The 15,903-nt window shown below is 72.0% G+C and carries 16 protein-coding genes; 11 read left to right on the plus strand and 5 right to left on the minus strand.

Annotated features, from left to right (window positions below; all coding sequences use genetic code 11):
* The 4 genes from ACFQRF_RS26525 to ACFQRF_RS26540 all read left to right on the plus strand — a co-directional run.
* On the plus strand, nucleotides 1–1,399 hold a 1,399-nt coding region (locus ACFQRF_RS26525; protein WP_379874062.1), incomplete at its 5' end, for an acyl-CoA carboxylase subunit beta.
* Between the two features lie 46 nt (nucleotides 1,400–1,445).
* Nucleotides 1,446–2,438 carry a dTDP-glucose 4,6-dehydratase gene (rfbB, locus tag ACFQRF_RS26530; protein WP_379874064.1) on the plus strand — a complete coding sequence of 331 codons (993 nt, stop codon included), beginning with the start codon at nucleotides 1,446–1,448 and terminating at the stop codon, nucleotides 2,436–2,438.
* Between the two features lie 56 nt (nucleotides 2,439–2,494).
* Nucleotides 2,495–3,349 carry a sugar nucleotidyltransferase gene (locus ACFQRF_RS26535; RefSeq protein WP_379874066.1) on the plus strand — a complete coding sequence of 285 codons (855 nt, stop codon included), beginning with the start codon at nucleotides 2,495–2,497 and terminating at the stop codon, nucleotides 3,347–3,349.
* Nucleotides 3,350–3,384: 35 nt separating this feature from the next.
* Nucleotides 3,385–4,422 (plus strand): ketoacyl-ACP synthase III family protein, encoded by a 1,038-nt coding sequence (locus ACFQRF_RS26540; RefSeq protein ID WP_379874068.1) that lies wholly within the window; start codon nucleotides 3,385–3,387, stop codon nucleotides 4,420–4,422.
* A gap of 90 nt (nucleotides 4,423–4,512) precedes the next feature.
* Here ACFQRF_RS26540 and ACFQRF_RS26545 read toward each other — a convergent pair whose 3' ends face one another.
* On the minus strand, nucleotides 4,513–4,983 hold the full coding sequence (locus ACFQRF_RS26545; RefSeq protein ID WP_379874070.1) for a nuclear transport factor 2 family protein: 471 nt from the start codon (nucleotides 4,981–4,983) through the stop codon (nucleotides 4,513–4,515).
* A gap of 207 nt (nucleotides 4,984–5,190) precedes the next feature.
* Between ACFQRF_RS26545 and ACFQRF_RS26550 the strand changes: the two genes are divergently transcribed.
* The 3 genes from ACFQRF_RS26550 (at nucleotide 5,191) to ACFQRF_RS26560 (ending at nucleotide 7,846) form a co-directional block, all read left to right on the plus strand.
* A complete protein-coding gene (locus ACFQRF_RS26550; protein ID WP_379874072.1) occupies nucleotides 5,191–5,967 on the plus strand; it encodes an SDR family NAD(P)-dependent oxidoreductase in 777 nt (258 codons plus the stop codon).
* A 17-nt stretch (nucleotides 5,968–5,984) separates the two neighbouring features.
* Complete coding sequence (locus tag ACFQRF_RS26555; protein WP_379874074.1) at nucleotides 5,985–6,935, plus strand: aromatase/cyclase; 951 nt, start codon at nucleotides 5,985–5,987, stop codon at nucleotides 6,933–6,935.
* 137 nt (nucleotides 6,936–7,072) lie between these two features.
* Nucleotides 7,073–7,846, plus strand: a complete 774-nt coding sequence (locus tag ACFQRF_RS26560) for a cyclase family protein (RefSeq protein ID WP_379874076.1) — start codon at nucleotides 7,073–7,075, stop codon at nucleotides 7,844–7,846.
* 18 nt (nucleotides 7,847–7,864) lie between these two features.
* On the opposite strand, the gene ACFQRF_RS26565 is transcribed toward ACFQRF_RS26560, so the two are convergent.
* Complete coding sequence (locus ACFQRF_RS26565) at nucleotides 7,865–8,821, minus strand: Gfo/Idh/MocA family protein (protein ID WP_379874078.1); 957 nt, start codon at nucleotides 8,819–8,821, stop codon at nucleotides 7,865–7,867.
* A gap of 604 nt (nucleotides 8,822–9,425) precedes the next feature.
* Here ACFQRF_RS26565 and ACFQRF_RS26570 point away from each other — a divergent pair.
* On the plus strand, nucleotides 9,426–10,061 hold the full coding sequence (locus ACFQRF_RS26570) for a LysE family translocator (protein WP_379874080.1): 636 nt from the start codon (nucleotides 9,426–9,428) through the stop codon (nucleotides 10,059–10,061).
* A gap of 169 nt (nucleotides 10,062–10,230) precedes the next feature.
* On the opposite strand, the gene ACFQRF_RS26575 is transcribed toward ACFQRF_RS26570, so the two are convergent.
* Nucleotides 10,231–11,112, minus strand: coding sequence for an SDR family NAD(P)-dependent oxidoreductase (locus tag ACFQRF_RS26575; protein WP_379874082.1), 882 nt, complete (start codon nucleotides 11,110–11,112; stop codon nucleotides 10,231–10,233).
* 92 nt (nucleotides 11,113–11,204) lie between these two features.
* Between ACFQRF_RS26575 and ACFQRF_RS26580 the strand changes: the two genes are divergently transcribed.
* Entirely contained in the window at nucleotides 11,205–11,807 is a 603-nt protein-coding gene (locus tag ACFQRF_RS26580; RefSeq protein WP_379874084.1) for a TetR/AcrR family transcriptional regulator, read from the plus strand.
* Here the strand turns inward: ACFQRF_RS26580 and ACFQRF_RS26585 are convergent.
* Nucleotides 11,792–12,376 carry a helix-turn-helix domain-containing protein gene (locus tag ACFQRF_RS26585; protein ID WP_379874086.1) on the minus strand — a complete coding sequence of 195 codons (585 nt, stop codon included), beginning with the start codon at nucleotides 12,374–12,376 and terminating at the stop codon, nucleotides 11,792–11,794. The two genes, ACFQRF_RS26580 and ACFQRF_RS26585, sit on opposite strands and share 16 nt — an antisense overlap.
* 147 nt (nucleotides 12,377–12,523) lie before the next feature.
* On the opposite strand from ACFQRF_RS26585, the gene ACFQRF_RS26590 reads away from it, so the two are divergent.
* Entirely contained in the window at nucleotides 12,524–13,126 is a 603-nt protein-coding gene (locus tag ACFQRF_RS26590; protein ID WP_379874088.1) for a class I SAM-dependent methyltransferase, read from the plus strand.
* A gap of 1,170 nt (nucleotides 13,127–14,296) precedes the next feature.
* Complete coding sequence (locus tag ACFQRF_RS26595; RefSeq protein ID WP_379874137.1) at nucleotides 14,297–15,259, plus strand: chitinase; 963 nt, start codon at nucleotides 14,297–14,299, stop codon at nucleotides 15,257–15,259.
* A gap of 159 nt (nucleotides 15,260–15,418) precedes the next feature.
* Here the strand turns inward: ACFQRF_RS26595 and ACFQRF_RS26600 are convergent, their stop codons facing one another.
* On the minus strand, nucleotides 15,419–15,829 hold the full coding sequence (locus ACFQRF_RS26600) for a RidA family protein (protein ID WP_379874090.1): 411 nt from the start codon (nucleotides 15,827–15,829) through the stop codon (nucleotides 15,419–15,421).
* Between the last annotated feature and the right edge of the window lie 74 nt (nucleotides 15,830–15,903).

The raw sequence follows: 15,903 nt of genomic DNA on the forward strand, positions 1-15,903 counted from the left end.
CCCACGCGTCCCCCACCACCGCCTCACCCGGCTCCTCGACCCCGCGACCGCCACCCCCACCAGCCCCCGCGACGACGCCGGCGTCCACACCGCCCACGGCCGCATCAACGGCCACCCCGTCACCGCCTACTGCACCGACGCCACCCGCATGGGCGGCGCCCTGGGCACCGAAGGCTGCCGCCGCATCGCCCACGCCATCGACACCGCCGCCGCCCACGGCCACCCCGTCATCGGCATCTGGCACTCCGGCGGCGCCCGCATCGCCGAAGGCGTCGAAGCCCTCCACGCCGTCGGCCAGGTCTTCGCCGCCATCGTCCGCGCCTCCGGCCGCGTCCCCCAGATCTCCATCGTCGTCGGCCCCGCCGCCGGCGGCGCCGCCTACGGGCCCGCCCTCACCGACATCGTCGTCATGACCCCCACCGCCCGCATCTTCGTCACCGGCCCCGACGTCGTACGCAGCGTCACCGGCGAACACACCGACCAGAACCACCTCGGCGGCCCCGACGCCCACACCCGCCGATCCGGCGTCGCCCACGTCCTCGCCACCGGCGAAACCGACGCCTACACCCGCGCCCGCCACCTCGCCACCCTGCTCGCCGCCCCCGGCACCTGCGCCCCCCACACCCTCCACGGCGAACCGCCCCGCCCCGACCCCCGCACCCTCCTGCCCGACCGGCCACAACGCGCCTACGACATCAGACCCCTCGCCCGCGCCCTCCTCGACACCCACCCCGACGGCACCACCACCCTCGAAGAACTCCAGCCCCGCTGGGCCCCCAACATCGTCACCGCCCTCGGCCGGCTCGCCGGCGGCACCGTCGGCGTCATCGCCAACAACCCCCTGCGCAAAGGCGGCTGCCTGGACGCCCTCTCAGCCGAAAAAGCCGCCCGATTCGTCCGCATGTGCGACGCCTTCGGGATCCCCCTCACCGTCCTCGTCGACGTCCCCGGCTACCTCCCCGGCGTCCACCAGGAATGGGACGGCGTCGTCCGCCGCGGCGCCAAACTCCTGCACGCCTTCGCCGAAGCCACCGTCCCCCGCGCCACCCTCATCCTCCGCAAGTCCTACGGCGGCGCCTACATCGCCATGAACTCCCGATCCCTCGGCGCCACCACCGTCCTCGCCTGGCCCGGCGCCGAAATCGCCGTCATGGGCGCCCGCGCCGCCGTCGACCTCCTGCACCGCAAAACCCTCGCCGCCACCCCCGACCACCAGCGCGACGCACTGCGCACCCACCTCACCGCCCAGCACCAGCACCGCACCGGCGGCCTGCAGCGCGCCCACACCATCGGCGTCATCGACGACATCATCGACCCCGCCCACACCCGCCACCGCCTCGCCCACGCCCTCGCCACAGCCCCCGCACGCCGCGGCGCACACAACAACATCCCCCTCTGACCCCCCGACCCCACGCCGCCCCACCCGCGACCAGAAAGAACCCCACGTGCGCATGCTCATCACCGGCGCCGCCGGATTCATCGGATCCAACTACGTCAGAAAACTCCTCACCGGCGCCTACCCCCGCCACACCCACGCCCACGTCACCGTCCTCGACAAACTCACCTACGCCGGCAACCCCGCCAACCTCGCCGCCGTCGCCGGCCACCCCCGACTCACCCTCGTCACCGGCGACATCACCGACACCGCCCTCCTCGCCGACCTCGTCCCCGGCCACGACACCATCATCAACTTCGCCGCCGAAACCCACGTCGACCGCTCCATCACCGGCGCCGCCCCCTTCATCCACACCAACGTCACCGGCACCCACACCCTCCTCGAAGCCGCCCGCACCGCCCGCACCCCCCGCTTCCTGCAGGTCTCCACCGACGAGGTCTACGGCTCCATCACCACCGGCTCATGGACCGAAGACCACCCCCTCCAACCCAACTCGCCCTACGCCGCCTCCAAAGCCGCCGGCGACCTCATCGCCCGCGCCTACGCCCGCACCCACGGCATGAACATCACCATCACCCGCTGCGGCAACAACTACGGCCCCCACCAGCACCCCGAAAAACTCATCCCCCTCTTCATCACCAACCTCCTCGACCACCGGCCCGTCCCCCTCTACGGCACCGGCGACAACGTCCGCGACTGGCTGCACGTCGACGACCACTGCCGCGGCATCCACCTCGCCCTCGAAACAGGCGCCCCCGGCGAGACCTACAACATCGGCGGCGGCACCGAACTCACCAACCGCCACCTCACCGGCCTCCTCCTCCGCGCCCTCGACGCCGACCCCCACCTCCTCCACCACGTCCCCGACCGCCCCGGACACGACCACCGCTACTCCCTCGACGACACCAAACTCCGCCGCCTCGGCTACACCCCCCGCGTCGACTTCACCACCGGCCTCGCCGCCACCATCGCCTGGTACCGCGACAACCGCGCCTGGTGGCAACCCCTCAAAAACCCCGCCCCCGCCGACGCCACCACCTGAACCGCCCACCACCCGCCCACACCGGGCCCGGCACCCACCTCGAAATGGGGAGAACCGTGCGGGGAATCATCCTTGCCGGCGGAACGGGAACGCGACTGCGCCCCGTCACCAACGTCGTCTCCAAGCAACTCCTGCCCGTCTACGACAAACCGATGATCCACTACCCCCTGTCCGTCCTCATGACGGCCGGCATCCGCGACATCCTCCTCATCAGCACCCCCCACCACCTCGACGCCTACACCACCCTCCTCGGCGACGGCACCGACCTCGGCATCCACCTCCACTACCGCGCCCAAGACCACCCCCGCGGCCTCGCCCACGCCCTCATCCTCGGCCGCGACTTCATCGGCGACGACCAGATCGCCCTCATCCTCGGCGACAACATCTTCCACACCCCCCACCTCGCCGACCTCCTGCAGCACGAACGCCGCCGCCTCAACGGATGCACCCTCTTCGGCTATCCCGTCCCCGACCCCCACCGATACGGCATCGCCACCCTCGACGCCCGCGGCCACCTCACCCGCATCGACGAGAAACCCGCCCACCCCACCTCCAACCTCGCCGTCACCGGCCTCTACCTCTACGACAACGAAGCCGTCGCCATGGCACACGACCTCACCCCCTCACCCCGCGGCGAACTCGAAATCACCGACCTCAACCGCGCCTTCACCGCCACCGGCCGCGCCCGCCTCGTCCCCCTCGGCCCCGACGCCACCTGGTTCGACACCGGCACCCACGACAGCCTCCTGCACGCCGCCGCATTCGTCCGCGACCACCAGCACCGCCACGGCCACCCCCTCGGCGACATCCAGCACACCGCCCACCGCATGGGCTACATCGACGACACCCAACTCGCCGAACTCACCCGCACCACCCCCACCGACCGCCACCTCACCGCCCCCCACCCCTGACCCCGGCCCGCCACCCACCCCCGAAGGACCCCGCCATGCCCACCACCGACCTGCACATCGCCGCCTGCGCCACCTGGCTGCCCCCCACCATGACCGCCCACCAAGCCCTCGCCCAGGGCCTCACCGACCAGCGCACCATCACCACCACCGGCGCCACCGCCGTCGCCGTCTCCCACCACCACTCCGGCCCCGAAATGGCCGCCGCAGCCGCCCGCACCGCCCTCGACCGCGCCGGCCCCCACCACCGCATCGACCTCCTCCTGCACGCCAGCTTCTACCACCAAGGCCACGACCTGTGGGCCCCCGCCTCCTACATCCACCACCAATGCCTCACCACCCCCTGCCCCGCCATCGAAGTCCGCCAGGTCTCCAACGGCGCCATGGCCGCCCTCGAACTCGCCGCCGCCTACCTCACCGCCGACCCCACCCGCCACGCCGCCCTCATCACCACCGGCGACCGCTTCTGCCCACCCGGCTTCGACCGCTGGCGCAGCGACCCCGGCACCGTCTACGCCGACGGCGGAACCGCCCTCATCCTCTCCCGCACCCCCGGCCTCGCCCGCCTGCGCTCCCTCGTCACCCTCTCCGCCCCCGACCTCGAACGCATGCACCGCGGCGACGACCCCTTCACCCGCGCCCCCCTCGAAATCCGCCCCACCATCGACCTCGAAACCTGCAAGAAAGCCTTCACCCGCACCACCGCCGACCGCATGCGCGCCATCAGCCGCGTCGCCACCAACCAGCACCTCGTCATCGAACAAGCCCTCACCGCCGCCGGCACCACCCTCGACGACATCGACGCCTTCGCCCTGCCCCACCTCGGCCGCCGCCGCCTCGAAGCCGGCTACCTCAGCAAACTCGGCATCGACCCCGGCACCACCACCTGGCCCTGGAGCCGCACCATCGGCCACCTCGGCGCCGGCGACCCCATCGCCGGCCTCGACCACCTCACCACCACCGGCCGCCTCACCCCCGGCACCCGCTGCCTGCTCACCAGCGTCGGCGCCGGATTCACCTGGTCCGCCGCCGTCATCGACATCACCGCCACCCCCCGCACACCGGCGACCCGATAGGGGAGCGGGCACACCTCACCCCCGGCACGACAACGCGGCCGGCACCGGCACCCCACACCGGCCCCGACCGCGCCCCAGAACCCCGCGACGCTACCCCGCGCCCACCTCACCCAGATCATCCCGCCGCACCGACCGCTCCTCCACCAGCCAGCCACCACCCCCACCCCGCACCAGCACGTCCTCACACACCGTGCTCACCTGCACCGACACCGGCCCACCCCGCGGCACCGCCAGCACCAGCGCATAACACCGCGACCGCACCCGGCCACCCGACTCCGCACCCACCTCCACCATCCCCAGCCAGTGCCGATGCCGCACCCCCGACGCCACCAACCGCTCCCACGCCGCCCCAGCCGCCGCAGCGATCACCGCCCGCCCCCGCGCCGGCTCCGGCCGCGCATCCGCCGCGAACACCCCCTCCTCCGTGAACGTCGCCGCCCACTCCTCCACCCGCCCCTCATCCAGCAACCGCATCTGCCGCGCATAGAACATCTGCACCTGCGCGAACAACTCCGCCGAACCGAACCCCTCCACCACGTCCACCCGCGACGACGACACCACTACACCCCTCCCACAACGGCCACACACCGGCCGGCCGGCCGACGCCCCCCGATCCTCACCCCCCGCCCCTGCACACCCGCTCAAACCCCGATCAAGCCACCACCACACCCGCCGCACCCGAGCGCCCACCACTTCTCAAGCCGCGTTCGAGCCACCCCCACCAACCTCGAACACAAGCCACCCCACCCCGGCCCGGAAGGAACCCCCATGACCACACCACCCCTCGCCATCGTCACCGGCGCCACCCAAGGCATCGGCCTCGCCATCGCCACCACACTCGCCACCACCCACCGCGTCATCATCAGCGCCCGCGACCCCGACCGCCTCACCCACACCCGCCACACCCTCACCGCCGAAGGCCACGACGTCCACGCCCACCCCTGCGACGTCACCGACCCCGACCACATCACCGAACTCGTCGCCACCACCACCCGCCACCACGGCCCCATCAGCGTCCTCATCAACAACGCCGGCCGCAGCGGCGGCGGAACCACCAGCGACATCCCCGACGACCTCTGGAACGACGTCATCGCCACCAACCTCACCAGCGTCTTCCGCCTCACCCGCGAAGTCCTCAAGAACGGCGGCATCCTCGACCAGCCCACCGGCCGCATCATCAACATCGCCTCCACCGGCGGCAAACAAGGCGTCGTCCTCGGCGCCCCCTACTCCGCCTCCAAACACGGCGTCATCGGCTTCACCAAAGCCCTTGGCCTCGAACTCGCCAAAACCGGCGTCACCGTCAACGCCGTCTGCCCCGGATACGTCGAAACCCCCATGGCCCGCAAAGTCCGCCAAGGCTACGCCGCCCACTGGGGCATCACCGAAACCGACGTCCTCCACCGCTTCCAGGCCAAAATCCCCCTCGGCCGCTACACCACCCCCGACGAAGTCGCCGCCATGGTCGCCTACCTCGTCTCCGACGCCGCCGCCCCCGTCACCGCCCAGGCCATCAACATCTGCGGCGGACTCGGCAACTACTGACCCCCCGAAAGGACCCCATGGCCGCCACCACCCGCACCACCGAACACACCACCACCGTCCACGCCCCCGCCGACACCGTCTACGAACTCATCGCCGACGTCACCCAATGGCCGCACACCTTCCCCCCCACCATCCACACCGAACGCATCCACGCCACCGCCGGCCACGAACACATCCATATCTGGGCCCTCGCCAACGGCGACGTCACCGACTGGACATCACGCCGCCACCTCGACCCCACCACCCGCACCATCCGCTTCCACCAGGACACCCCCCACCACCCCGTCGCCGCCATGTCCGGCACCTGGACCCTCAAACCCCTCACCAGCACCGACACCCTCCTCACCCTCACCCACGACTTCCAAGCCGTCGACAACGCCCCCCACCACCTCGACTGGATCGAACGCGCCGTCCACACCAACAGCACCAGCGAACTCGACCGCCTCAAACACGCCGCCGAAACCCGCACCACCCTCACCGACCTCACCCTCCACTTCCACGACACCCTCCACATCACCGGCGACCCCACCCACACCTACGACTTCCTCCACCGCGCCGACCTATGGCCCACCCGCCTCCCACACGTCGCCCACCTCGACCTCCACGAAACCCCCACCGGCACCCAGACCATGACCATGCACACCCAGCCCCCCGGCGGCGGCCCCACCCACACCACCCGCTCCATCCGCCTCTGCTTCCCCCCACACCGCATCGTCTACAAGCAGACCACCCTCCCCGCCCTCATGACCGCCCACACCGGCGAATGGCTCATCACCCCCGACGGCAACGGCGGCCACACCGCCACCTCACGCCACACCGTCGTCCTCAACCCCGCCACCATCCCCACCGTCCTCGGCCAGAACGCCACCACCACCGACGCCCGCACCTACGTCCACAACGCCCTCAGCACCAACAGCCGCACCACCCTCCACCACGCCAAGCACCACACCGAACACCAACCCGCCTGACCCCCGCCCAGACCAGCCCTGGTCCCCGCCACGCGCCGTACGACCCCCGAACACCCGCGGCGCCGGGCCACCCCCGGCCGCAGGCCCCAGCGGCCCGGCCCACGGGGACCAGGGCACCCCACCCACCGGAGCCACCCATGCGCATCATCGACCTCTCCACCACCATCGACGCCGACAACTGGGAACCCGACCCCATCACCCACACCCCCATGACCCACCGCCAAGGCGCCGACCACATGGCCGCCGCCATGCGCGAACACTTCAACCTCGACCTCCCCGCCGACGCCCTCCCCGACGGCGAATTCCTCAACAACGACACCTTCACCCTCACCGCCCACACCGGCACCCACATCGACGCACCCGCCCACTACGGCAGCACCGCCACCTACGGCACGCCCCGCACCATCGACCAGCTCCCCCTCGACTGGTTCCACGGTCCCGGCGTCCTCCTCGACGTCCGCACCGACCACCCCGCCACCATCGGCGCCGACCGCATCCGCACCCGCCTCCACGCCATCGGCCACCACCTCACCCCCGGCGACATCGTCCTGCTGCACACCGGCGCCGACACCCGCGCCGGCACCCCCGCCTACTTCACCCACTTCGCCGGCCTCGACCACGACGCCACCCACTACCTCCTCGACCACGGCGTCCGCGTCATCGGCACCGACGCCTTCAGCCTCGACGCGCCCTTCCCGCACATCATCGAGACCTACCGGCGCACCAACGACCCCACCGTCCTGTGGCCAGCCCACGTCGCCGGCCGGCACCGCGAGTACTGCCAGATCGAACGCCTCGCCAACCTCGGCGCCCTGCCCGCCCCCACCGGCTTCACCGTCATGTGCCTGCCCGTCAAACTCGCCCGCGCCGGCGCCGGATGGACCCGCGCCGTCGCCCTCATCGACGAGTAGCGGCCGCACCGGCCGGGCTCACTTCTCGGCGAACGCCCGGATCGCCTCCACCAGCGCCGCCTGCCGCACGATGTCCGCCCCGAACACGTCCGGCGGCACCCCGTCCCGCACCGCCGAGGCGAACGCCCCCGCGATGTTCGCGAACTGGTCGTCGGCACCCAGCGCCCGCACCTCGCGCCGCCCCTGCGTCTCCAGCCGCACCAGCGGCCGCAACTCCGGCGGCGGAGTGAACGCACGCTCCACCTGCAGATGCCCGCGGCTGCCCCACAACGCGTAGTTCGAGCGGTACCCGTGCCGGAACCCGAACTGCAGGTGCGCCGCCACCCCGCCCGGCGTCCGCAGCAGCGCGCTGCCCCCCAGATCCACCCCCGACACCGGATCCACGTCGAGCACCGACCCCACCACCTCCAGCTCGCCCAGGAACCGGCTCGCCGCCCGCACCGTGTACACCCCCACGTCCAGCAGCGCACCCCCGCCCAGCCCCGCCTGGTACCGGATGTCGCCCGGCGGCAGCGGCGGAATCCCGAACTGGCTGGCGAACAACCGCACCTCGCCCACCGCCCCGCCCGCCAGCAGCCGGTCCACCTGCGCGTGCTGCCCGTGGTACAGGAACATGAAGCTCTCGGCCAGCAGCCGCCCCGCCGCCACGGCCGCGTCCACCGCGGCCCGCGCCTGCGCCGCGTCCAGCGCCAGCGGCTTCTCCACCAGCACGTGCTTGCCCGCCCGCAGCGCCGCCTCGATCCACTCGCCGTGCAGCGACGGCGGCAGCGGCAGGTAGACCGCCTCCACGTCGTCGCGCTCCAGCAGCCGCCCGTACCCGTGCACCGCCGCGCACCCGAACTCGGCGGACATCCGCTCGGCCTTCGCCGCGTCCCGGCTCGCCACCGCCACCAGCTCCACCCGCGGCTGCCGCAGCATCGCGGGCAGCATCCGGCGGCGGGCGATGCTGGCACACCCGAGCACACCGAACCGCACCGGCCGGATCCGTCCGTGGGAGCTCAAACTCAGCCCTCTCGCCAGGGGAAACCGCACGCAGCGGACGACACCGCGCACCGGCCGGCCACCCGACGGGCCGCACGGGCCCGGAGAGTGACGCCGGTCACTCTCCGTCCAGGATGGCGCATGGGATTCGAAGCTCGGTGGAGAGCCGCTGGGCGGGTGCGCCCCGGCGGCGGCCCGGGGGAGTGGGGAGCCCCGGCCGGCCGTGCGCCCGGGTAAGGGGGCGGATAGGGCCGCGAGGCGCGGGGGATCGCGGCGGCGTCTCCGGGCGGCGGGAGAGTCGCACAAAACGCGATATATCGCCGAGACATCGTGAGCGGCCGGCCGTGGCGGCGGGGCAGGGGAGGGGCGGCCGTTCCGCCGGCCCGCGCGGGGGACCACTCCGCGGTGGCACCACCGGCCCGGCCACCACCCGCGAGCCGCCACCGAACCGGGCGACTCGCGCCGCACGACACGGCCGCCGACGCCGCCGACCAGCCGAAACACCGTCATCTGCTGCATAATGCTTTTTATGCAGCAAACCGGGGCGCCCGCCGGAGAACGCCCGCGCGGGCCACGCACACCGCCGTAACCTGGCGACATGTTCGACACTCACACGCTCGCGATATTCATCGCAGCGGGAGCAGCACTGGTGATCGCACCGGGACCGAACCTCATCTACGTCCTCACACGCAGCGTCAGCCAGGGCCGGCGGGCCGGCATCGTCTCGTCCCTCGGCGTCGAGACCGGAACACTCGTCCACATCACCGCCACGGCCGTCGGCCTGTCCTCACTACTGGCCGCCTCCGAACTCGCCTTCAACGTCGTCAAGTACGTCGGAGCCGGCTACCTCATCTACCTCGGCATCCGCGCCCTGCGCGACGGCGACCAGCTCAGCCTCACCCCGTCACCCACCACGCCGCACCGCACCCTGCCGCGCGTCTACCGCGACGGCATCCTCGTCAGCATCTTCAACCCCAAGGTCGCGCTGTTCTTCATGGCCTTCCTGCCGCAGTTCATCAACCCCGCCCACGGGCCGGTCGTCGCCCAGGTCGTGCAACTCGGCTTCATCATGGTCGTCATGGGGCTGTCCATGGACCTCGTCTACGCCCTCGGCGGCGGCGCCATCGGCGGCTGGCTGTCCCGCCGGCCCGCCCTCGCCTCCCGCCAGCACTACCTCGTCGGCGGCGTCTACCTGTCCCTCGGCGCCGCCACGGCGCTCAGCCAGCGCCACTGACCCGGCCGCCCGGACGTCAGCCCGAGCGGCCGCACGCGACATCGGCGCACCCCGGCAACCCCTTCTGGCCACGGGATTCCGAAACGCCGATAATGTACATTATGTCAAGTAAGCCGGATTCGGCCGCGCCCGCCCTCCTCCGCCCCGGGCGTCCCCGCCCCACCCGGCCTCACAACTCGACCGGCAGACCCGTCAGCCGCGCACTCGCCTCCCACAACGCGTCACACCGCGCCACATCCGTCGTATGCGCCGCCGTCTCCACCATCCTGCGCCGGACGAAGAACCGCCCACTGACACCCGCCACCTCCGGACTGCCCGCCAGCCACGCCGGCGTATCGGCACCGGCCTCCGGCCCCGGCACGAACGGCGCCAGCAGCACCGTGAACGCACGCAGCGCGCCCCGCGTCTCCCGCCCCAGCCCCGTCTCCCGGATCACCCCGGGATGCGCGCCGTTCACCGTGATCCGGGAACCGGCCAGCCGCCGCGCCAACGCGTACCCGAACATCGCGTTCATGTTCTTCGTCCGCCCGTAGGCGGCGAACGGCCGGAAACTCGGCGGCACCGGAGGCAGCCCACGGCCCGTCCGGCACTCCAGGTCGGCCAGGTCCACCGGAACCCGGGCCAGCCCCGACGGCGACGCCCCGACCACGACGAACCGCGCCGGCCGCTCCCCGATGGCCCCGGCCAGCGAGCGCAGCAGCAGGTACGGGGCCAGATGGTTCGTGGCCAGCATCCGCTGGATCCCCTCGGAGGTGACATCGCCCAGCTCGGTCACCACCGCGGCGTTGCTGACCACCACGTCCGGCACTCCGCCGGCGACGAGCCGCTCGGCGAGGCGGCGGACATCGCCCATCAGCGACAGGTCGGCGCGCTCCAGCCGCAGTTCGGCGTCCGGCACCGCCGCGGCGATCCGCCGCCGGGCCCCCTCCAGCCGCTCCGCGCTCCGGCCGACGAGCACCACGGCCCTTCCCTCAGCCGCGAGCCGGCGGGCGATCGCCTCCCCGATGCCGCCGGTCGCTCCGGTGACCACGGCCTTGCTCGCATCCGGCATGTTCCCACTCCCCCGCCCCACGGCACCACTAGGTTGACACCGTCAACCTAGCCGGACAGGTTGACGTCGTCAACCCCGGCTAGAATCGCCAGGTGGCACCCGGCACCCGAGACGCACTCATCGAAGCCGCCGCCGACCTCCTCGACCGCGGCGGCGTGGAAGCGGTCACCCTCCGCGCGGTCGGCCACCAGGTCGGCGTCTCGCACAACGCCCCCTACAAGCACTTCGCGAACAAGGAAGCCCTGCTCGCCGCGATCGCCGCCCGCGAGGCCACCCGGCTCGTCACCGCCCCCCACGGCGAGGACACCCCCGAGGCCGCACTCCGCAGAACCATGCACGACTACGTCACCTGGGCACTGGAACACCCGGCACGCTTCCGCCTCGTCTTCGGCCCCTGGACCACCGAATCACCCGAACTCGCCGCCGCCGCCCACGCCGCACATACCCGGCTCATCGGCACCGTCGCCGCGGCCCAGCGATCCGGCGTCCTCCCCACCGGCGACCCCGAACGCGCCGCATCCCTGGTCCGCGCACTCGCCCACGGAGCCGCCGACCTCGCCCTGGCCGGCCACCTCGCCGCCGACGGCAAGGGCCACGCCGACCCCCACCAGCTCATCGACGACCTGCTCGACCACCTGCGGACCGCGACCGCCGCCACCCGCCCCGCCCACGGCGGAGGTCAAGAAGGCCGGTAGCGGGCCCGCACGTGGAACCGCTCCCCCTGCGGCCCGAGGATGCTCAGATACTCCACCGGCTCCGAGTCCGCGTTGCCGAACCAGTGCGGCAGATGCGTGTCGAACTCGGCGACCTCCCCCGCAGTCAGCACCAGATCCTGATCACCGAGCACCAGGCGCAGCCGCCCGTTCAGGACGTACAGCCAGTGGTACCCCTCGTGCGACCGCGGATCGGGCTCCCGATCGGCCCGGCCGGCCGGAAGGATGTGCTTGAACGCCTGCAACCCACCGGGCCTGCGGGTCAGCGGGATGACCGTCATCCCGTAACGGGTCATCGGCCGCGGGTACACCCGCGGATCCCCACTGGCCGGCGCCCCGACGAGTTCGTCGAGCGGCACCTGGTACGCCCGCGCCAGAGGGAGCAGCAGCTCCAGACCCGGCCTGCGGTGCCCCGACTCCAGCCGGGACAGCGTGCTGACCGGGATACCGGTCGCCTCTGACAGCGCCGCCAGGGTCGCCCCGCTGCGGCGCCGCAACGCGCGCAGCCGTGGGCCGACCGCGTTGAGCACGGCGTCGAAATCCTCACTCACAGCCCAACTATGCCCGCGGTTTTGCTGTTTCCGCAAAGGATGTTGCCGCCCGGCCGCCGGAGGGTGCAGGTTGACGGCGAACGCGGTCACCACGACGCGGGGTGACCGCGCCACAGCCTCTCAACCGCCCCCACGAAGGCGAGGACAATGGACGCACAGTTCTGGGACGAGATGTACGGCAGCCGCGACCGGCTCTTCAGCGGCGCGCCGAACGGAGTGCTCGTCGCCGAGGTCACGGGGCTGCCGCCGGGGCAGGCGCTCGATGTGGGGTGCGGTGAGGGGGCCGACGCGATCTGGCTGGCCCGGCAGGGCTGGCGGGTGACCGCGGTCGACATCTCCCGGACCGCGCTGGACCGGGCCGTCGCCGCCGCCACGGACGTGAGCGGCCAGGTGGCGTGGGCCCGCGGCGACCTGACCAGCACGCCGCCGCCGGCGCGCGCGTTCGGCCTGGTGTCCGCGCAGTACTTTCCGCTCCCCCACCGGCCGGACCACCGGGCGCTGCGCGGCCTGCTGGACGCCGTCGCGCCGGGTGGCACGCTGCTCTTCGTCGGCCACGACCTGAGCGGCCTGCCCGCACGGCCGGAGGGCGGCCTGGACCCGAGCGACTACTATCAGCCCGCCGACGTGGCCGGACTCCTCGGCGACGACTGGACGGTGCTCGCCAACGAGGTGCGCCCACGGACGGCTCCCCCGCCCGCCGGGACGCACCACACGCACGACACCGTCCTGCGCGCCGTGCGCGTGCGGTGACCGTGTCCCCCGGCCCGGCCAGCGGCGCCGGGCCGGGGGACCGGCGATCCCGCTCCCCCGGCGTGGGCTCTTTTCAGGTGGGTGCGGGCGGCGTAGCCGCTCGATTGTGTTTTGAGAGGTTTTTAAGAAAACCAACGCCGTCTTTATTTCGTAGATTTTATGACTTTCCGCGCAGACCGGCGTGGTAAGGCGCGGTGGTCGCGGTGGCCTCGGATCCGGCGGATCCGGCCGCCCCATCGTCCACCGCTCCCCTGCCGCCGGGCGGAGGAGGGCGTTCCGGTTCGCGGGACGCGCGCTCTCCCCTATGGCGGGCGCCCAAGACGCACGGCGCGGCCGGTCCCCCGATCGGAGGTCCTTCCCCCGGGCGGCGACCGCAGAACCGGACTGGTCGCGTCCCTCCCCCGCTCGCGACGCGCGGACGACTCTCGCTCGCCGTTTCCCGAATGCCGCACGGTGTTCCGCGTTCCGCAATCCATCATCCCTTCACCAGCGGTTTCACCTCCGCCCAGAACACGAAGAAAAGTGCGCCGCCCGCACCGTCCGGACATCACCGGACACGTTTTCCCGCCGGAATTCGATTCCGCTGGTACGGCCCGGCGGTGAACTCCGGCCAATTCGCCGGACCCTGCTGTTCTACGTTCCGGAAATCGCCGGGCGGCCTTTTTCCCGGCACGTTCCCGGAGCCGGCCGGTGGCGGCCCCTCCCGCCGCCGCCCGTGCTCCCGCGTGCGGCCACCGGGGAGCCCGCGGCGCCGTTTCTCCATGTCAGGGGCGGTGTGTCCGCCACTCGCCGGTCGCGGACGAAAATCGCGGACCCGGCCCGCGAACGCCGGAGGCCGCCGTCTTCGGTGGATTCGAATTTCCCCGAATCCGGCGGCCGATCGCGGCCGGCCGCCGCCCGGCGTGACCAGGCCGGAATCGCGATTTGACCCCTAGGGTGATCCGCCGTGCGGCACCTGCGGCTTATCGATTCGGTTGACGCCGAAGGCGGGTTCTCCTAGGTTTCTCTATCAATTCGAGCCCGGCCGAATCCGGCTGATCGGGTGCCCCGGCAGCGCGCGGCGGGGGCACCCAACGCCGTCCCCCAACGGAAGAACGGATCGAAGGAGCATCCCCCTTGCAGGCTCACGCACGACGCAGACTCCCGCTCACCCTCGCCGCCATCGTGCTGATGACGGCCGGGCTGACGTCGGGCGCCCTGTACGTCTCGGCCGACTCCGGTACCGAGGCCGACCTTTCGGCGGCCACCGCGGCCGAGGGCCAGTGGCTCACCGGCTACTGGCACAACTTCAACAACGGGTCCACGACGCTGCCGATCAGCGAGGTCCCCGACGCGTACAACCTGATCGCGGTCGCCTTCGCCGACAACCTCGCCGGCACCCCGGGCGGCATCACCTTCAACCTGGCCAGCGGCGAACTGAACGGCTACACCGAGCAGCAGTTCAAGGACGACATCGCCGCGGTCCAGGCGCAGGGGCGCAAGGTCGTCATCTCGGTGGGCGGTGAGCGCGGCCACGTCGACGTCACCAACTCCACCGAGGCCGCGAACTTCGCGCGCACCACCTACGACCTGATGACCGAGTACGGGTTCGACGGCGTGGACATCGATCTCGAACACGGCATCAACGCCCAGTACATGGAGGAGGCGCTGCGCGCCCTGTCCGCGCAGGCCGGCCCGGACCTCATCATCACCATGGCGCCGCAGACCATCGACTTCCAGGCGCCGACCTACGGCTACCACCAGCTCGCGCGGGCGATCCCCGACATCCTCACCATCGTCAACATGCAGTACTACAACTCCGGCTCGATGCTGGGCTGTGACGGGCAGGTCTACAGCCAGGGCACGGTGGACTTCCTCACCGCCCAGGCGTGCATTCAGCTGGAGCTGGGACTGCGCCCCGACCAGGTCGGCCTGGGCCTGCCCGCGACCCCGTCGGCGGCGGGCGGCGGCCACCAGCCCCCGGCCAACGTGGTCCGTGCCCTGGACTGCCTCGAACTGGGCACCAACTGCGGTTCGTTCGCCCCGGCGCAGCCCTACGGGCCCATCGGCGGCGTCATGACGTGGTCCATCAACTGGGACGCCACCAACGGTTACGCCTTCGCCAACGAGGTCCAGGCGCGGCTCGGCACCTGAGGCGCCGGCTCCGCCTGTGGCCGCCCGGTCGTCGCGTTCCCGCGCCGACCGGGCGGCCCTCGTTCGTCGCGGGTCGCGGTCACCGCGCGGGGAGTGTCACGGGGGCCCCCGGGTGGCCTTCGCGCGCCGGGGCGAGGCGGGCGGGTTCGCCCGGCCGGCTCAGTCGATGACCGCGGTGGCCTCGATCTCGACCAGGAGGTCGGGCTCGGCCAGTGCGGCGACGCCGATCCCGGTGAGCGGCGGGACGGGGGCGGTGATGCCGAGCTTCGCCGAGGCCCGGGCGACCCCCTCCGTGAACCGGGGCATGTTCTCGGGCGCCCAGTCGACGAGGTAGACGGTCAGTTTCACCACGTCGTCGAAGGTGGCTCCGGCCTCCGCCAGGGCGGTGGCGAGGTTGAGGTAGCACTGCTCGACCTGGGCGGCGAGGTCGCCTTCACCCACTCTGCCGCCGTCGGCGGTGCGGGCGACCTGTCCGGCGATGAAGACGAGCTTGGATCCGGTGGCGATCGCCACCTGGCGGTAGAGGTCGACCTTCGGCAGTCCGTCGGGGTTGGCGAGGGTGATGGGCATGCTGACTCCTGCGTTGTGAGAGCCGTTCGGCTCGGGACGGTCGGAATATAGCATTGCAATGCTATGTATGCTGT

This window comes from Marinactinospora rubrisoli, assembly GCF_042664915.1.
Taxonomy (GTDB): domain Bacteria; phylum Actinomycetota; class Actinomycetes; order Streptosporangiales; family Streptosporangiaceae; genus Marinitenerispora; species Marinitenerispora rubrisoli.

Coding starts and splice junctions, on each gene's coding strand:
- ACFQRF_RS26590 (WP_379874088.1), top strand. CDS start 12,524: ATGGACGCACAGTTCTGGGACGAGATGTACGGCAGCCGCGACCGGCTC.
- ACFQRF_RS26555 (WP_379874074.1), top strand. CDS start 5,985: ATGGCCGCCACCACCCGCACCACCGAACACACCACCACCGTCCACGCC.
- ACFQRF_RS26600 (WP_379874090.1), bottom strand. CDS start 15,829: ATGCCCATCACCCTCGCCAACCCCGACGGACTGCCGAAGGTCGACCTC.
- ACFQRF_RS26540 (WP_379874068.1), top strand. CDS start 3,385: ATGCCCACCACCGACCTGCACATCGCCGCCTGCGCCACCTGGCTGCCC.
- ACFQRF_RS26560 (WP_379874076.1), top strand. CDS start 7,073: ATGCGCATCATCGACCTCTCCACCACCATCGACGCCGACAACTGGGAA.
- ACFQRF_RS26575 (WP_379874082.1), bottom strand. CDS start 11,112: ATGCCGGATGCGAGCAAGGCCGTGGTCACCGGAGCGACCGGCGGCATC.
- ACFQRF_RS26595 (WP_379874137.1), top strand. CDS start 14,297: ATGACGGCCGGGCTGACGTCGGGCGCCCTGTACGTCTCGGCCGACTCC.
- ACFQRF_RS26570 (WP_379874080.1), top strand. CDS start 9,426: ATGTTCGACACTCACACGCTCGCGATATTCATCGCAGCGGGAGCAGCA.
- ACFQRF_RS26550 (WP_379874072.1), top strand. CDS start 5,191: ATGACCACACCACCCCTCGCCATCGTCACCGGCGCCACCCAAGGCATC.